12 protein-coding genes are annotated in these 16,818 nt (G+C 72.3%); 4 read left to right on the forward strand and 8 right to left on the reverse strand.

Features of this window, described 5'->3' with window-relative positions; all coding sequences use genetic code 11:
• Window positions 1–319 precede the first annotated feature (319 nt).
• Entirely contained in the window at window positions 320–1,171 is an 852-nt protein-coding gene (locus tag AB0M93_RS36120; RefSeq protein WP_364282379.1) for a hypothetical protein, read from the reverse strand.
• The gene (locus AB0M93_RS36125) at window positions 1,158–1,820 is read right to left on the reverse strand and encodes a hypothetical protein (RefSeq protein ID WP_364282381.1); all 663 of its coding nucleotides are present in this window, start codon (window positions 1,818–1,820) and stop codon (window positions 1,158–1,160) included. Before AB0M93_RS36125 ends, AB0M93_RS36120 begins: the two co-directional genes overlap by 14 nt.
• Before the next feature lie 160 nt (window positions 1,821–1,980).
• On the opposite strand from AB0M93_RS36125, the gene AB0M93_RS36130 reads away from it, so the two are divergent.
• Window positions 1,981–4,887, forward strand: coding sequence for a tetratricopeptide repeat protein (locus AB0M93_RS36130; protein WP_364282384.1), 2,907 nt, complete (start codon window positions 1,981–1,983; stop codon window positions 4,885–4,887).
• A 43-nt stretch (window positions 4,888–4,930) separates the two neighbouring features.
• On the opposite strand, the gene AB0M93_RS36135 is transcribed toward AB0M93_RS36130, so the two are convergent.
• Both AB0M93_RS36135 and AB0M93_RS36140 read right to left on the reverse strand, forming a co-directional pair.
• Window positions 4,931–5,107, reverse strand: a complete 177-nt coding sequence (locus tag AB0M93_RS36135; protein ID WP_364282387.1) for a hypothetical protein — start codon at window positions 5,105–5,107, stop codon at window positions 4,931–4,933.
• Window positions 5,108–5,340: 233 nt separating this feature from the next.
• Complete coding sequence (locus tag AB0M93_RS36140; RefSeq protein WP_364282390.1) at window positions 5,341–6,474, reverse strand: MFS transporter; 1,134 nt, start codon at window positions 6,472–6,474, stop codon at window positions 5,341–5,343.
• Between the two features lie 83 nt (window positions 6,475–6,557).
• Between AB0M93_RS36140 and AB0M93_RS36145 the strand changes: the two genes are divergently transcribed.
• On the forward strand, window positions 6,558–7,460 hold the full coding sequence (locus AB0M93_RS36145) for a LysR family transcriptional regulator (RefSeq protein ID WP_364282393.1): 903 nt from the start codon (window positions 6,558–6,560) through the stop codon (window positions 7,458–7,460).
• Here AB0M93_RS36145 and AB0M93_RS36150 read toward each other — a convergent pair.
• Entirely contained in the window at window positions 7,388–8,380 is a 993-nt protein-coding gene (locus AB0M93_RS36150) for an aldo/keto reductase (RefSeq protein ID WP_364282395.1), read from the reverse strand. The genes AB0M93_RS36145 and AB0M93_RS36150 overlap by 73 nt on opposite strands.
• A 47-nt stretch (window positions 8,381–8,427) precedes the next feature.
• On the opposite strand from AB0M93_RS36150, the gene AB0M93_RS36155 reads away from it, so the two are divergent.
• Complete coding sequence (locus AB0M93_RS36155; RefSeq protein WP_364282398.1) at window positions 8,428–9,750, forward strand: PLP-dependent aminotransferase family protein; 1,323 nt, start codon at window positions 8,428–8,430, stop codon at window positions 9,748–9,750.
• Window positions 9,751–9,842: 92 nt separating this feature from the next.
• The gene (locus AB0M93_RS36160; RefSeq protein WP_364282400.1) at window positions 9,843–13,079 is read left to right on the forward strand and encodes a GH92 family glycosyl hydrolase; all 3,237 of its coding nucleotides are present in this window, start codon (window positions 9,843–9,845) and stop codon (window positions 13,077–13,079) included.
• 124 nt (window positions 13,080–13,203) lie between these two features.
• On the opposite strand, the gene AB0M93_RS36165 is transcribed toward AB0M93_RS36160, so the two are convergent.
• The 3 genes from AB0M93_RS36165 to AB0M93_RS36175 all read right to left on the reverse strand — a co-directional run bounded on the left by AB0M93_RS36165 (window position 13,204) and on the right by AB0M93_RS36175 (window position 16,789).
• Complete coding sequence (locus tag AB0M93_RS36165; protein ID WP_364282536.1) at window positions 13,204–14,262, reverse strand: glycosyltransferase family 4 protein; 1,059 nt, start codon at window positions 14,260–14,262, stop codon at window positions 13,204–13,206.
• Between the two features lie 121 nt (window positions 14,263–14,383).
• Complete coding sequence (locus AB0M93_RS36170) at window positions 14,384–15,850, reverse strand: protein kinase (RefSeq protein ID WP_364282403.1); 1,467 nt, start codon at window positions 15,848–15,850, stop codon at window positions 14,384–14,386.
• Window positions 15,851–15,988: 138 nt separating this feature from the next.
• Window positions 15,989–16,789 carry an inositol monophosphatase family protein gene (locus AB0M93_RS36175; protein WP_364282406.1) on the reverse strand — a complete coding sequence of 267 codons (801 nt, stop codon included), beginning with the start codon at window positions 16,787–16,789 and terminating at the stop codon, window positions 15,989–15,991.
• Window positions 16,790–16,818: the final 29 nt, after the last annotated feature.

The following is a 16,818-nucleotide window of genomic DNA, read 5'->3' on the forward strand; positions in this document are numbered from 1 at the left end:
GAACGAGCACGGCTGCTTTGAGCTCGGAGCATTGGGACGCCAGGCTGACCAGCCGGTCCGAGCGGCGCCGCGATTGCCGTGAATCGGCCGGTAACCCCACTGTGCGCTGTCCCGGCACCCAACCGCACATCGATCAGGTCAAAGGCGTCTGAACGCAGCGGTCATTCTTGTCGGGCGTCGCGATTCGCCGGCGCCGGATGCGCACTCACGACCGATCGTCCACCGTGTTCACCGAAAAGACTTCTCGGAGTCCATTCGCGACGAACTCGACATGCCCCGCCGTTCAACGACGGGGAGGTAGTCCTATGGACGCTTACAGCTACTCCGCCCACCGGGCCCCGTACGCCAGCCCCGGCGTGAGGTGCCGGAACTGCAGGTGCACCTCCCCCGCGGCATCCACCGCAACCGTCCGCCCCGGGTACCCCGGGTCCGCGATGTCCCTCTCGAACGCTCCGTCCAACGAGACCACCCCCGAAGGGCCCTGCCTCCCGAACCGCACCCGCAGGTCGAAAACCTCGCACCGGTCACGCGGCACGTAGACCAGGTGGGAAGCCGGGTCCGCCTTGGACACCGCCGCGAACTCCCACGACTCTCCGCGCGACAACGCCCGGGGGAGCTCCACCGCGGACCGCTCCGTCAGGGTTCCGCCGTACAGGACCATCCCGTCGGGGCCGCCCGTTGCCAGGGAGAACGAACGGAGGCCGTCCTGGTCTGCCACCACTCGGTGCTGCTCGAACACGCACGACTCCGCCACCGCCAGTGCGACGGTGAGCGCCGCCGTGTGGCCGGCGCCGGGTGAGGATGGTGCGCTGCCCAAGGCCAGCTCGGCCAGTAGCTCGATCGCCTCGTCCACCCGGCGGCGGACCGTTCGGGGGTCTCGGTCCACCTGCTTCGCCGCCCAGCGGACTCTCTCCTGGTACAGCGGCTGGCGGGCCTCCGCGGAGATCGCGAAGGCCGCCAGCACCGCCAACCGGAGGTCCTCCGGCAAGTGCGTTGACAGCTCCGACAGCCGGCCGGACACCTTCTCCCGGACCGCCACCATTCCGTCCGAGTCCGAGACCGCGCAGGCCGCCCGCAATGCCGGCCCCACGCGGTCCGGGAGCCTGCTCGCCTGCAGGCCGCGGCCCTTTCGCAGCGATTTCAGCTCCCGGACCAGCTCAGCGCGCTCCACTGTTGTCTCCCTCAGTGCGTTTCCATGGCAACCCCTTTGCGATGCCCCGTGCCGACAGGGTGCGGTCGGCCGGTGGACGGGAAGTGGACAGAACGTGCATCACCGAGGCGATCAACGCCGTTCCCATGCGGACGCCGTCGCAGCTCAAGTAACTGCGGAACGTGCCGATGCGGCCCAGCGCTTCGCGGTCCGCGTCGCCCAGGCCGAACGTCACCACCCGGGGGCAGCCGGGCCACGACGGGTCCGACAAGGCCGCGAACGCCGCCGGCCAGGTCACCGGGTCCGTCGGCTGGCCGTCGGACAGGAAGAACACCAGGGGGCGGTGGACCTGCAGGCGGTGGCGGCGCAGTGCCGAGACCTCGCGGTCGATCTCGGCACGCAGGAACGTGAACAGCGGGCCGAAGTTCGTGCCCGCGCACGGGCCCGGTTCGGGCAGCTCGGCCAGGTCGTCCATCGGGAGGAGGGACTGGACCACGTGCGGCCGCTCGCCGAAGCCGACCAGGCTGCAGAACACGCGGTCGGCCACCGATGCGTCCGCGTGGACCGCGCCGCGGAACTCGCGCAGCCCGGTGTTCAGCTCGTCGATGTGGTCGGCCATCGAAAGCGAGACATCGCAGGCCACGTAACACGGCAACACGTCGGACCCCATATCGGTTTCTCCTTCACACCCCTGGTGGACCGGCGGAGTTTGCCAACCCCGCGTGCACCGAACGTGGAAGAAATGCGGATTTCCGAAACCCGGACGGCCGATTGCGCGACATCAAAAGAGGACAGCAAGCTGACGCCGGGGAGGCCGCGTGGAGTTTCGGATGCTCGGTCCACTGGAGGCGTGGCACGACGGCGTGCCGGTGCCGCTGGGTGACCAGCAGCAGCGGTTCGTCCTCGTCGTGCTGCTCCTGCACGCCAACAAGCCCGTCACCCCCGCCCGCCTGGCCGAAATCGTCTGGGCCGACCGCGAAGCCAAGCCCACCCTCGTCCGCAGCTACATCAAGCGGCTGCGGGACGTCGTCGGGGACGCGACCATCGAGACCACCCCGACCGGCTACCTGCTGCGGGTCGGCGACGACCAGCTCGACACCGCCCGGTTCGCCCGGCTGCGCGCCGAAGCCGCGGACGTCCGCGCCGACGACCCGCGCCGGGCGATCGCGCTGCTGCGCGAGGCCGCCGGGCTGTGGCGGGGGAAGTTCCTCGAAGACATCGACATCGACCGCGTCGGCGGCCCCGAGGTGATTTCGCCCGACGAGAGCTACCCCGACGTCGTCGGGGACCTGGCCGAACTGGAGCTCGAAACCGGCGAGCACCGGCCGGCGCGCGACCGGCTGCGGCCGCTCGTCCAGGCCGATCCGGCCAGCCAGAAGCACGCCGAGCTGCTCATCCGCGCGCTGCTCGCCGGCGGCGACCGGGCCGGCGCGCTGCGCGTGTTCAACACGACCCGCGACGCCCTCGCCACCCTGCGGATGGCGCCCGGGCCGGTGCTGCGCAAGCTCGCCGCGCGGGCCGAACAGGGCGATCCGCCCAGCTCGCTGCCGTCGCGGCCCGGCGGGTTCACCGGCCGGGCCGGGGAAATCGCCGTGCTCGAGGCGGCCGCCGGGGCCGGGCGGCGCGCGGTCTGGGTCAGCGGCGCGCCCGGCGTCGGCAAGACCGGACTGGTGGTCGAGGCCGCGCACCGGCTCCGCGACCGTTTCCCCGACGGCCAGCTGCTGGCCCGGCTGAACGGGTTCACCCCCGGCGTCGACCCGGCCGACGTCGGCGACGCCCTCAGTGAGCTGCTGATCGAACTCGGCGTCCCCGCCGAGCAGATCCCGGCGACCGTCGGCCGGAAGGTCACGCTCTACCAGGCGACGCTCTGGGGCACGCGCACGCTCGTCGTGTTGGACAACGCCGCGTCGCCCGAGCAGATCCGGCCGCTGCTGCCCGAGGCCGACGGCTGCCTGGCCATCATCACCAGCCGGCGGATGGGCGACGCCGACACCGGCGAACCCCTCCGGCTCGCGCCGCTGCCGCCGGACGAGGCGGTCGAGCTGTTCCACACGCTGACCGGGCCGGCGCGGGTGCGCGGCCGGACCGCCCAGGTCGCCGCGGTGGTCCGGCGGTGCGGGTACCTGCCGATGCCGATCCGGGTGGCCGCCGCGCTGTTCCGCCGGCACGACCGGTGGCCGCTGGAGCACCTGCTCCGGCTGCTCGAGGAAAACGGCCCGTGGGGCACCGAGGACGACGGCGGCACCGCCGCGGTCCGCGCGTCCTTCCACCAGCTCGGCGAGCCGCAGCGCGCCATGTTCCGGCTGCTCGGGAGCCTGCCCGGGCCCGACGTGGACGTCACCGGCGGAGCGGCGCTGGCCGGCTGCGACGTCGCCGAGGCGCGGCTGCTGCTCGACGACCTGCACGAAGTCAGCCTCCTGGAGGAGGCCGCGCCCGAGCGGTACCAGATGCTCGACCCGCTCAAGGAGTTCGCCGCCGTCGAGCCGGCACCCCGGCACGCGCTCGTGCGGCTGCTCGACTACTACCTCGTGACGCTGGCGGGCGCGGTCCGCGCCGCGTACCCCTTCGACCGTGCTCAGCTGCCCTCGACGACGGACCGGGCCTGCGCGGTGACGCCGGGATTCGCCGACGCGGACACCGGCCTGCGGTGGATCGTCGCCGAACGCGACAACCTCGTGGCCGCCATCCGCTACGCCGCCGGGCACGGCCTGCCCGAGCACACGTGGCGGCTGGCCGTGCTGCTGTGGCGCTACTTCAACACGACGAACCAGTTCGAGGACTGGATCGGCACGCTCGAGCTCGCCTGGAAGATCGTCTCCGCCGACGCGGGCAACGACTACGGCCAGGCGCACGTCCTGCTGCGGCTGGCCACCGCGCACGACCGGCGCGGGCAGCTGGCCGAGGCGCTGGAACTCGCCGCCCAGGCGCTGCCCAAGTGGCGCCGCCTCGGCGACCCGCGCGGCGAAGCGGCGACGCTCTGCGCGCTCGCCATCCCGACCATGGAGCTGGGCCGGCACGAGCAGGCGATGGCGCACCTCGAAGCCGCGCTGGCCAAGTACGAACAGACCGAGGACCGGCGCGGCGAGGCCCACGCGCTGAGCATGCTGGGCTACCTCAACGAACAGCACGGCCACCTCGAAGTCGCGTTGCGGCAGCACGAATCCGCCGCGCGGATGCTGCGGGAGATCGGCCACGTCCAGGGCGTGGCGCACACGTTGAACAACCTCGGCTCGGTGCAGGAACGGCTCGGCCTGCTCACCGAGGCGCTGACCAGCTACACCGACGCGCACGGCAACGCCGCCCAGATCGGCGACCACTGCGTCGAGGCGTACGCGCTGAACAACATCGGCAACGTGCACCGCCAGCGCGGCCGGTACGCCGAAGCCGTGCGCTACCACGACAAGGCCCGCGAAGTGGCGGCGAACGTGCCGGACGCCGACCTGCGCACCCAGCTCTACCTCGACCGCGGCACGACGGCACTGGCCCGCGGCGCCCGGCAGGAAGCGCTCACCGCCTGCAAATCGGCCCTGGACCTGGCCGACGGCAGCGGCAACCGCGCCTACCGGGCCCGCGCCCACCACGGTGTCGCCGAGACGCTGCACGCGATGGGCGACCACGAAGGCGCGGTCACGCACTGGGCCGCGGCCGAGGCCGAGTTCGCCGCCCTCGACCTGCCGGAAGCCGGTGAAGTACGGGAAGAACGCTCGGCGCTCGGGTGTGCCTGCGGCCCGCGGTGAGCCGTGAGCGGCGGCGGGACGGCCGCCGCTCACGGCCGGCCCGTCAGCCGTGCCAGGGGTTGCCGTCAGTGGTGTCCGTCGGCGTCGGGGTGACGACGGCGGCCGCCGGCGCCCCGCCGTTGTCGGTCGCAGACGCGGTGGTGGAGCCGAGCAGCGGCAGCGCCGCGAAGGCGCAGATCGCGAGCACCGGGCCACCGATTTTGAGCAGCTTCTTGGACATGACGAATCCTCCTCGGAAACGGTGATTTCTGAGCGCTTCGGAGAATTCCTGCGCCCACCACCGAGGATTCGCGCCGCCGCATTGGGCAACAAGGGGTTTCCTGTTTCATAAACGAACAGGCAACAGTTTCCGCCGTCGCATCCACGCGCTGTCCACTTCCTGTCCACACGCGGCGCGGATGCTGCGGGGACACCGGAGGCCGCGTTCCCGAGGGGGGAACGCGGCCTCCGGACTCAGCGCACCGGCTGCGTCCGCGCCGCCGGGATCGCCACGACGATCAAGGACCCGGCCAGCAGCAGGGCCGCCGCCGCGACCAGCGTGATCGCCGTCGTCGTGCTGGTCAGCAGCGCACCCAGGACGGCCACGCCGAGGGCCGCGCCCGCCTGGCGGGAGGCGTTCAGCGCTCCGCCGGCGACGCCGGTCAGGTCGGACGGCACGGCGGTGACGACCGCCGTCAGCAGCGACGGGATCGCCAGCGACACCCCGAAGCCGAGCAGGGCCAGCGCGACCACCGACAGGACTGCCGAGGCCGAGCACGCCTGGACCAGGGTGCCGAGAGCCATCAGCAGAAAGCCGGACACCGCCGGAATCCGCGGCCCGATCCGGGCCACCAGGCGGCCGGTGAAAATGGGGTTGAACGCCGTCGGGATCGTCAGCGGAAGGAACGCCAATCCGGTCGCCGACGGCGGATATCCGCGGGTCTCCTGGAAATACAGCGACAGCACGAACAGCACCCCGGACAACCCGAAGTTCACGATCGCGCCCGCCGCGAGCCCCAGCGGGAACGCGCGCACCCGGAACAGGCGCGCGGGGAGCATCCGGCCGCGTCTCGCCGGGGTCGGCGGCGCCGACCGGGAGAGGGCCAGGGCGACCAGCGCCACCGGGACGTTGACCAGGAAGATCGCCCGCCAGCCGAACGCCTCGGTCAGGAGCCCGCCCAGCAGGGGCCCAGCCACCAGGCCGGTTCCGCTCACCGCGGCCCAGACGCCCATCGCCTTCGCCCGCGCGGCCGGCGCCGGGTAGGCCGTCGCGATCAGCGACAGCGACGAAGGCACCAGCAGGGCGCCGGCGACGCCGAGCAGCGCCCGGAGTCCGATCAACAGCGACGTCGAGAACGACAGCGCCGACAAACCGGACAGGGCCGCGAACGCGACCAGGCCGGTGAAGAACACGCGGCGGGCGCCGAAGCGATCCGACCACGCGCCCGCCACCAGGAGGAACACCGCGAACGTCAGCGTGTAGCCGTTGGAAATCCATTGCTGCGCCGGCAGTGAAGGCGAGAGGGCCGGCAAGGCGACCGTCACGATCGTCGTGTCCAGCATGACCAGGAAGTAGCCCAGCGAAAGGCCGGTGAGGAGTCTTGCCACACCGAGAAGCCTGGACGCTCGGTGACGTCGGCGGAAGCAGGCAGTTACGATGGCCGGTATCGGGAACGCCGATGGGGGCTGCCATGGAACTGCGCCACCTGCGCACCTTCCGCGTCGTCGCGCGGACGCTCAACTTCACCCGCGCCGCCGCCGAGCTGCACTACGCGCAGTCCAGCGTCACCGAGCAGATCCAGGCCCTGGAAGCCGAACTCGGCTCGAAGCTGTTCGAACGAGGGCGGCGGCTGCGGCTCACCGGGGCCGGCGAACGGCTCGTCGGGTACACCGGCCAGGTGCTCGAACTCGTCGAAGAGGCCCGGGCCGCCGTCGACGAGGAACGCGGCGAGCCCGAAGGCGCCCTGACCATCGGCGCCCTCGAAACGCTGTGCGCCCAACGGATCCCGGCCCTCTTCGGCGAGTACCGGACGCGGTGGCCGCGCGTGCGCGTCACGCTCCGGGAGGGCGGGCGCGGTGAGCTCTACCGGGCCGTGCGACAGTCCGAAATGGACGTCTGCTTCACCTTCGGCGACGCACCCGCCGACCCGGCTCTCGCCAGTGCGTCGCTGGGCACCGAACCGCTCGTCGTCATCGTCCCGCCGGGACATCCGCTGGCGGACAGGGACGAGATCCTGCCGGGCGACCTCGACGGCGTCGGATTCCTCGCCACGCCGGAAGGGTGCGGCTTCCGGGAGATGCTGGACCGGATCGACGGGCCCCTCGTCGAGGCCGAGGTCGGCAGCCTCGCCGCCCTCGCCCGGTGCGTCGCCGCCGGCCTGGGGTGCGGGATCGTGCCCGCCCTCGTCGAGCACCCGGGCGCGGTCGCCGTCCCCCTGGCCGGCGCGGCCACCGGCGTCACCATGACGTGGCGGCGGCGCGACGGGCACAAGCCGAGCGTCGCCGCGCTGCTCGCCACCGCCTACGCGTTGTCCAGCAAGGACAGCAGCTCGGCCGGCAGGTCCAAAGTGAACGCCGGGGCGATCGACTCGTAGTGTTCCCATGTGCGCGGCCCGATCAGCGGGATGACGCCGTGGTGCAGCAGCCACGCCAGCGCCACCTGGTTGCCCGACGCGCCCAGCGACGACGCCACCTTCGCGACCGCGGCCAGCCGGGCTTCCGAGTCCGGGCCCGCGTAGGACCGCCAGACCGGGGTGGACTCGCGGTAGCCGGCGTCGTCGTAGATCCCGCGCAGCAGCGAGGAATACGCGGCCAGCGAGACGTCCGGGTGCAGCGACAGCCAGTCCAGCAGCTCAGCGCCCGCGATCGACGGGACGTCGGCGCCGGTGGGGCGCAGGTACGAGTGCTGGACCTGGACCGCGACCGGGGACGCCCAGCCGTTGGCCAGCGCCAGCGAGCGGATGCGCTCCAGGCGCCACGTGCGGACGTTGCTCCAGCCGATGTACCGCACCTTGCCCGATCGCACCAGAGCGTCCAATGCGGACAGTGTCTCTTCGAGCGGAACGCGGCGGTCGTCGACGTGGACGTAGTAGAGGTCGATGTGGTCGGTGCCCAGGCGGCGCAGGCTCGCCTCGGCCTCGCGCTCGATCACCGCGGCCCCGGCGCCTTCGAACGTGCGCTCCACCGCGTCCCAGTCCACCGTGCCGTCCGGATGCCGGGCCGCGCGGGCCGCCGGAAGGTCCGTGATGCCCGCCGACACCTTCGTCGCCAAGAAGACGCGGTCGCGCCGGCCCCGCAGCAACCGGCCGAGCACGGACTCGCTCTCGCCGCCGGTCGCGTCCGGCGCCCACCACGTGTAGCAGTTCGCCGTGTCCAGGAAGTCGCCGCCGGCGTCGAGGTACGCGTCCAGGATGCGGGCCGACACCGGCTCGTCGGTCGACGTGCCCATCGTCATGCAGCCCAGCGACACCTGGCTCACGAGCTGACCGGTCCGGCCCAGTTCCACCTTCTTCATGCCGACCACGCTAGGCCCGGAGCGGTCCGGTACTACAGTCCGATTCCGTGGCGGGATCACAGACCGATTGGGGCGTGCTGCTGGCGCCGTCCGGCCCGGGCCGGAAGCACGAACAGCTGGCCAGAGCCCTGCGCAAGGCCATCCGGGACGGCGTCCTGACCGGCGCGGTCCCCCCGAGCCGGCGGCTCGCCGCCGACCTCGGGTGCTCGCGGTGGGTCGTCACGCAGGCGTACGCCCAGCTCGTCGCCGAGGGGTACCTGACCGGGCACACCGGGTCGGCCACCCGGGTCCGGCCGGTGGGAGACGCGGTGGCGGCGAAGGAACCGGCGCGGGCGGCGCCGCCGCGGTACGACCTCGCCCCCGGCCTGCCCGACCTGCGGAACTTCCCCCGGCGGCCGTGGGCCGAGGCCCTGCGCGAAGTCCTCGCGACCACGCCGCACACGGACTTCGGGCTGCCCGAACCGGACGGCCACCCGCGGCTGCGGCGGCTCCTGGGCGAGTACCTCCGGCGCGTCCGCGGCGCCGCGCCCGGCACCGTGCTGGTCTGCGGCGGCGTCACCGACGGCGTGACCGGCGTGTGCCACGCCCTGGCCGAGCGCGGCAGCACCCGGCTGGCCGTCGAGGACCCCGGGTGGACGCGGTTGTGGCGCGCCGCCGAAAGCGCCGGGATGACCGTCGATCCGGTGCCGGTCGACGACGAAGGCATCGACGTGGGGCGAATTCCGGCGGGCGTCCGCGCCGTGCTCGTCACGCCCGCACACCAGTTCCCCACCGGCTCGGTCCTCTCGCCGCGGCGGCGGGCCGCACTCCTCGACTGGGCGCGGGACGTCGACGGGCTGATCCTCGAAGACGACTACGACGCCGAATTCCGGTACGACCGGCGGCCCGTCGGCACCGTCCAGGGCACCGACCCGGGCCGGGTCGCGCTCTTCGGGTCGGTCAGCAAGACGCTCAGCCCCGCGCTCGGGCTCGGCTGGATCGTCCTGCCTCCACAGTGGACAGTACGGGCACACCCGCCGCCCGTGGTCGACCAGCTCGCGCTCGCCGGCTTCCTCGAAAGCGGGGGCTACGACCGGTATCTGCGGGCCGCGCGGCTGCGCTACCGGGCGCGGCGCGACAGGCTCGTCGGCGCGCTGGGGCCGGCGCGGCTGTCCGGGGTCGCCGCCGGGCTGCACCTGGTGCTCCACCTCGACCAGGACGCTGCCGCCGTCGTCCGCGCGGCGAAAGCGGCGGGTGTCAAGGTGGCCGACCTCGACGGCTACCGGGCCGCGCCCGGGGAGCCCGCCCTCGTGCTCGGCTACGGCAACCTCGCCGACACCGGTGTCGAAGCCGCCGCGCGGCTGCTGCGGCGGGCTATGACAACGGCTTGACCTGGTTGCCGCCTTCCAAACCGCCCGCCGATGTGAAAGGCTGCTGGACAGTCCGCTTTTGACAACGTTGTCAGCACTGGGAGGTGCGCCCCATGAGGTCGCAAAGCAGACGGCTGGTCGCCGCCGCGGCCGTCGGGCTCGTGGTCGCCGCGACGAGCCAGGCCACCGCACACGCCGCCACGCCGGTCGATCCGGTGAGCCTGGTCAACCCGTTCGTCGGCACGCAGAACTTCGGGAACACCTTCCCCGGCGCGAGTGCGCCGTTCGGGATGGTGCAGGTCAGCCCGGACACCGGCGGCCAAGGCGGGTACGACTACCTGCAGAACGCGATCTACGGCTTCAGCCAGACGCACCTGTCCGGCGTCGGCTGCGGCGTGATGGGCGAGCTGCCGATCATGCCCACCACCGGCGCCGTGGACAACGTTGACAAGAACGCATACCGGTCCGAGTACAGCCACGACGACGAGCACGCCGAGCCCGGCTACTACCGCGTCGGCCTGAAGAAGTACGGGATCAACGCCGAACTGACGGCGACCGCGCGCACCGGCTGGCAGCGCTACACGTTCCCGTCGACCGGCGCGGCGAACGTCCTGTTCAACACCGGCCAGGCCAACCAGTCCGTCAAGGACTCCGAGATCCACGTCGTCGGCGACCGCACGCTCGAAGGGCGCGTCAAAGCCGGCGGCTTCTGCGCCGGCCACGACGAACACACCGTCTACTTCACCGCCACCTTCGACCGGCCGTTCAGCTCGTTCGGCACCTGGCGCGATTCGACGCGCACGCCGGGCAGCCGCGACGCCGCGGGCACCGGCGGCAACGGCGCCTGGGCGAGCTTCGACGCGACCACCGACCACGACGTCGTGCTGAAAGTGGGCCTGTCCTACACCGGGCTCGACGGCGCCCGGAAGAACCTCGCGGCGGAGACGTCGGACTACGACTTCGACGCGACGCGCGCCGCACTGCACCAGCAGTGGGTCGACCGGCTCGGCGCGATCAAGATCGCCGGCGGCACGACCGAGCGGCAGACGGCGTTCTACACCGCGCTCTACCACGCGCAGCTGCACCCGAACCTGGCCGGCGACACCGACGGCGCGTACACCGGCTTCGACGGCAAGGTGCACACCGCGAGCGGCTACACGCCGTACCAGAACTTCTCGCTGTGGGACACCTACCGGCCGCAGAACCAGCTCCTGGAAATGCTGGAACCGCAGGTCGCGCGGGACGTCGCGCTGTCGGTCGTCGCCATCGGCCGGGACGGCGGGTGGCTGCCGCGCTGGGCGCTGGCCGAGAGCGAAACGAACATCATGACCGGCGACCCGGTGACGCCGTTCCTCGTCGAAGCGTGGTCGAAGGGCCTGCTCGCCGGGCACGAAGAAGAGGCGTACGCGCTGCTCAAGAAGAACGCGACGAGCACGCCGCCCGCCGATTCGCCGTACAACGGCCGCTCCGGCGTCAACTACTACAACGAGCGCGGGTACATCCCGAGCGGGCTCGAACTCGGCAAGGACTGCGCGGCCAAGGGCGGCGACAACGACTGCGAGCACCCGGCGTCGGCGACCATGGAGTACTCGGCGGCCGACGCGGCGCTCGCGCTGATGGCCCGTGGTCTGGGCCACCAGGCCGACGCGCGGATGTTCGCCGGCCGCGGCCAGTGGTACCGCAACCTGTGGGACTCCTCCATCCAGCAGTTCCGGCCGCGCACCACCGAGGGCACGTTCCTGAAGCCGTACAACCCGGTCGACGCCGACCACCAGTTCCACGAAGGCGGCGCCTACCAGTACCAGTGGCTCGTGCCGCAGGACCCGGCCGGGCTCGTCTCCCTGATGGGCGGCCGGCCCGCGACGGAGAAGCGCTTGGACTCCTTCTTCGCGTACGGCAACCTGCTTTCGGACCCGGCGGGCACGGCGCGGAAGGACTGGATCGCGAGCCCGTACGACTACTACGGCAAGGCGACGTACAACCCGAACAACGAGCCGGACCTGCTGGCGCCGTACATGTACAACTGGGTCGGCGCCCCGGCGAAGACGGCGACCGTCGTCCGCGCGGCGATGACGCTGTTCACGACCGGCCCCGACGGCATGACCGGCAACGACGACCTGGGCACGATGTCGGCCTGGTACGTCTTCTCGTCGCTGGGGCTGTACCCGACGATGAGCGGCGCGAACTTCCTGGCGGTGTCGAGCCCCCAGTTCGAGTCGGCGACCGTCCGAATCGGACAGTACGGCTCGTCGCAGGGCGGGACGCTCACGGTGTCGGCACCGGGCGCGAGCGATGCGAACCGGTACATCCAGAGCGTGTCGCTCAACGGACGCGACGTCCGGCAGACGTCACTGAACTGGTCGTCGCTGGCACACGGCGGGACGCTGTCGCACAAGCTCGGCTCCCGGCCGTCCGCGTGGGGAACGTCCCCGTCGGCGGCACCGCCTTCGGTGAACGACGCGGCGGGCGACCCGCGCCGCCACGTCGACGCCTCGTTGCGGCAGACGTCGGTGGTCATCCCGGCCGGGACGGCTCAGCAGGTGCACCTGGATCTGGACGTCCTGGCGCAGAACCCGGCGTTGCAACCGGTGACGGTTTCGGTCACGTCGCCGTGGAAGACCCGGGTCCAGCCGCTGCAGCTGATCTGGTCCGGGCGGCTGCCGGTGCAGCGGACGGTGCCGATCACGGTGAACGTGCCGGCGACTGCGGCGCTGGGGACGTATCCGGTGCAGGTCACGGTGTCCGGACTGGGCGCGAACACGGTGACGCGCACGGCAACGGTCGAGGTCCGGACGCCGTCGGCGTGCGTGTCTCCGGGCCCGCAGTGCGCGGTGGACCTGGGCCGCGACCGGAACCACGACGGCACGGCGACGGTGGCTGCTTCGTCGGAGGGCAACTTCGACGGCGGCGGCTGGAGCTACGACGCTTCGCTGCTCCCGGCGGCGGGCCCGGTGGTCTGGGACGGCGTCACGTACGCGGCGCCGGACGCTTCGGGGACTGCGGCGAACTTCGTGGAGGCCCGCGGGCAGTCGCTGCTGCTGCCGGCCGGTCAGCACACGGCGCTTCGCATCGTCGGGGCATCGCACAACGGGCCGGTGTCGACGACGGTGACCGCGCACTACACCGACGGAACGAGCGCCGACCTGGCGTTGACCTTCGGTGACTGGGCGGGGTCGGGAAGCCCGGTGGTTCTGGAGATGCCGCACCGGATCAAGGCCGGGAGCGGCGTGGACGGGCCGCCGGTGCGGTTGTTCGGGATTTCCGGTGGGTTGGACGGCGGGAAGACCGTGCAGTCGGTGAGCCTGCCGAACGACCCGCGGGTGGAGATCTACGCGCTGACGCTGGTGTGAGGAGAGCGGTTCGCCGGGGAGCCCGCTTCCCGGCGAACCGTTCCGCCAGGTCAGGGCGAGGGCCGCACCCCCGGCTGCGGCGGGCGGTCGAGCTTGCTCGGACCCGCCCTCCGTGCGGCAAGCGTCAGGCGACGATCCGGGGTTCCGACGCCAGCCGCGACAGGACGTGCGTCAGCCGCCTCGCCGCCACGTCCCACTCCTCCAGTGCGCTTCCGCGGCCCAACGCCGCCGTTCTCAGCGACCGCCGGAGCTCCGGGTCCGCGTACCAGCGGTGCAGCGCGTCCGCCAGGGCGAACGGGTCGTCCGGCTCCACGAGCAGGCCCGGCATCTCGCCGTCCGCGTCGACGCCCAGGGCGTCGTACACGCCGCCCACCTCGGTGGCCAGTACCGGGATTCCCCTGGCCAGTGCCTGGGCCACGAACATGCCCGATGTCGCCGCGCGGGCCGGGACCACCAAGAGGTCCGCCGCGTTGTAGGCCGCTCCGAGGTCCACCGCGTCGCCCGCCAGCGTGATTCTGTTGCCCAGGCCGAGGCGCTCGATCGACCAGCCGAGCTCCTCCACATACGCCGGGTCCGTCTGCAGGGAGCCCGCGAACACGCACGACAGGGCCAGGTGGTCGACCTCGCCGAGGGCCTGGACCAGCACGTCGTGGCCGTTGCGGCGGGTGACGTCGCCGACGCACAGCAGGCGGGACACGCCGTCCGCGCCCGCCGCCAGCGGGGCCGCGTCCGTTCCCGGCTTGGCGACGTAGACGCGGGACGGGTCGAGGTCGTGGCGGTCGATCAGCAGCCGGGCCAGCCAGGGGCTGGTCGCGACGACCATGCCGGCCATCCGGAGCGTCTCGCGCTCGCACGCGTCCAGCTCCGCGGCGTGCGCCGGGGCGAGGCCCGGCTCGTCGGCGAGGGCCTGGTGGACCAGCACGGCCAGGCGCAGGCGCCGCGCGTGCGGGACGACGATCTCGGGGACGCCGGACGCGATCATGCCGTCGAGCAGCACGACCGTCCGGTCCGGCAGCGCGGCCAGCGACCGCGCCAATCTGCGTCTCGACGTCGCGTCCGGCTCCGGCCAGTCGCCGGCGACCGGCAGCTCCAGCACCGGCTGGCCGACGGCGGGCAGGTTCTGGCACATCCGCTTGTCGTAGGTGTCGCTGCCCGGCGGGGCGGCCGGGAGGATGAACACCATCGGGTCGGCGGGCCTCATCGCGCGCGCCGGAGCAAGGCGGTGGGAACGGGCACAGCTACCTCCAGCGTGGGTCGACGGCGGTGACGGCTCATACGTCACACGCACCCCGGCCCGGGAAGGTTCAGCTCTGCGAGTCAATCTTCCAGACGCCGCCCTCTTGGACGAGGGTGAAGGTGTCGTTTTCGGTGTTCCCGCCGTCGTAGGAGACCGTGGCCGTGACCCGGTTGGGTCCGGCTTCGCGGGGATTGCTCACGGTCACCGACTTGTACCGGCCCCAGAAGCTCTTGTACGTCTCATACGTCTGGTGGCGCGACGCCTTGAACCGGTCCGTGAGCAGGTTCCACGCCGCCGCCGGGTTGCTCGGCAGCAACGCGTAGTAACCGGTGAGGGCGTCGAGCGGGGTCTTGGACGAGGCCACGGTCGACACCGTCGGCGAGTTCGGCGGGGCGGAGGTGGCCGAGGTCGGCGGGGAAGACGGCGCGGGCGTGGACGACGGCGCCGTCGAGGGCGTCGCGGACGCCGAGGTGGACGGGGTCTGCGACGGCGGCGGCGCGGCCGTGTCCTGCGGCGGCTTCTGCCGCACGACCAGCAGGATCGCCACGACGACCGCGACGCACAGCAGCGCCGCGCCCGCGCCGACGGCGATCAGGCCCTTGCGCGCGCCCGGCGACACCGCGGTGACGTCGCCCGCGGGCACGGTGACCGCGGCCGGCACCACCGGCGGCTCGGCCCCGGGGACCGTCTCGGCGAGCACCGACTCCCCCGGCTCCGCGTCCGGCAGCAGCGCACGCAGCTCCTGCTCGACCTCGTCCATCGACGGCCGCTCGGCCGGCTCCATGGCGAGCATCCGCAGCAGCAGCGGCGTCAGCCGGCCGGCCTTCTCCGGCGGCACGATCTCGCCGCTGGAGGCCTTGTAGAGCAAGGCGATCGGGTTGTCGGCGGTGCCGTACGGCGACTGCCCCTCGACGGCGGCGTACAGCGTGGCGCCGAGCGAGAAGACGTCGGCGGCGAAGTCCGCCTCCTCGCCGCGGGCCACCTCGGGCGCGAGGTAGGCGGGCGTGCCGGCGATCTCGCCGGTGGCCGTCAGCTTGACGTCACCGATCGCGCGGGAGATGCCGAAGTCGGTGATCTTCGCCGTGCCGTCCTCGGCGACCAGGATGTTGGCCGGCTTCACGTCGCGGTGCACCACCCCGGCGCGGTGCGCGCCGGCCAGCGCCGAGCTGATCTGGGCGCCGACGCGGATGGCGTCGTCCACCGTGGCCGGCTCCTCGCCGAGCACCAGCGCCAGGCTCTTCGACGGCAGGTACTCCATCACCAGCCACGGCCGGTCCTCCTCCTCGAGGACGGCGAACACGGTGATCGCGTGGGAATGCTGCAGCCGCGCGGCGATCCGCGCCTCGCGCATCGCGCGGTTCTTCGCTTCCTGGGTGCGTTGCTCGTCGTGGTCGTGCGGCAGCAGGAGTTCCTTGATCGCCACCGTGCGGTCGAGCTTTTCGTCCTGCGCCCGCCACACCGTGCCCATCGCGCCGCCGCCGATCGGCTCGACCAGCCGGTACCGATCGCGGATCCGGCGACTTTCCACGAGCATCCACCATTCTCCGATGTGGCCGACGAGATCCGGTCAGCATGCCAGGCCGGGCCGCCGACCGGTACCAACGTAGCCGAAAACCTAGCGCGGACAGCGCAAACCAGCGCTGTGGCGCCGCTTACGGTGTACCCCGGAATCCTAACGAACAACCCCGTACGCGCGATCAAGTGCGTCCACGATCTCCTTGCGCAGCCCGGCGCCGACGGCGATCGTCGCCTCGGAACCGACCGTGTGCTCGCTGCCGTCGCGGTCGACGACGACCCCGCCCGCCTCGCGCACGAGCAGCACGCCGGCCATGGTGTCCCACGGGTTGTTGGAGAGGATCAGTGCGGCGTCGAGCTTTCCGTCCGCCACCCAGGACAGGTCGATGGCCGCCGTGCCGAGCATCCGGATCTTCTGCGCCCGCGCGCCGAGGTCCGACAGCAGCGTCAGCCGGGCGCGGTTCTTCTCCTCGGCGAGTTCACCGATCGCGAAGTCGCCGACGGCGATCATCGCGTCGCGAAGCTCCGTCGCGGCTGACGCGCCAACGCGCTCTCCGTTCGCGAAAGCACCTTCGCCGCGCGCGGCGGTGTACGTGACGCCGAGGTACGGCAGCGCGATCGCGGCGACCGTGCTGTGTTCGCCGTCCACCAGGGCCAGGGAAATCCCGCAGAGCGGAATTCCGCGGGCGAAGTTGGCGGTCCCGTCGATCGGGTCGAGCGCCCACCAGCGGCCGCCGCGCTCCCCGCTGCGGCCGCGCTCCTCGCCGAGGATCCCGATCTCCGGCGTCTCGGCGGCGAGGAACGCCCGCAGCGCGTCCTCGACCGCCGTGTCGACGTCGGTCACCAGGTCGCGATCGCCTTTCGCGGAAACGGAAAATGTCGGACGCGACCTGACGATCTCCGTCGCCTTCGCCACGGCTTCGCGCGCGATGTCCAGTAGTGCGGCATGCTCGGTCATGCTCACCAACCTAGTGAAGGGGCGCGCCC

Source organism: Amycolatopsis sp. NPDC051102, from assembly GCF_040682815.1.
Taxonomy (GTDB): Bacteria; Actinomycetota; Actinomycetes; order Mycobacteriales; family Pseudonocardiaceae; genus Amycolatopsis.

Coding starts and splice junctions, on each gene's coding strand:
- AB0M93_RS36130 (WP_364282384.1), top strand. CDS start 1,981: ATGCTCGGTCCACTGGAGGCGTGGCACGACGGCGTGCCGGTGCCGCTG.
- AB0M93_RS36170 (WP_364282403.1), bottom strand. CDS start 15,850: ATGCTCGTGGAAAGTCGCCGGATCCGCGATCGGTACCGGCTGGTCGAG.
- AB0M93_RS36150 (WP_364282395.1), bottom strand. CDS start 8,380: ATGAAGAAGGTGGAACTGGGCCGGACCGGTCAGCTCGTGAGCCAGGTG.
- AB0M93_RS36145 (WP_364282393.1), top strand. CDS start 6,558: ATGGAACTGCGCCACCTGCGCACCTTCCGCGTCGTCGCGCGGACGCTC.
- AB0M93_RS36175 (WP_364282406.1), bottom strand. CDS start 16,789: ATGACCGAGCATGCCGCACTACTGGACATCGCGCGCGAAGCCGTGGCG.
- AB0M93_RS36135 (WP_364282387.1), bottom strand. CDS start 5,107: ATGTCCAAGAAGCTGCTCAAAATCGGTGGCCCGGTGCTCGCGATCTGC.
- AB0M93_RS36160 (WP_364282400.1), top strand. CDS start 9,843: ATGAGGTCGCAAAGCAGACGGCTGGTCGCCGCCGCGGCCGTCGGGCTC.
- AB0M93_RS36165 (WP_364282536.1), bottom strand. CDS start 14,262: ATGGTGTTCATCCTCCCGGCCGCCCCGCCGGGCAGCGACACCTACGAC.
- AB0M93_RS36125 (WP_364282381.1), bottom strand. CDS start 1,820: ATGGGGTCCGACGTGTTGCCGTGTTACGTGGCCTGCGATGTCTCGCTT.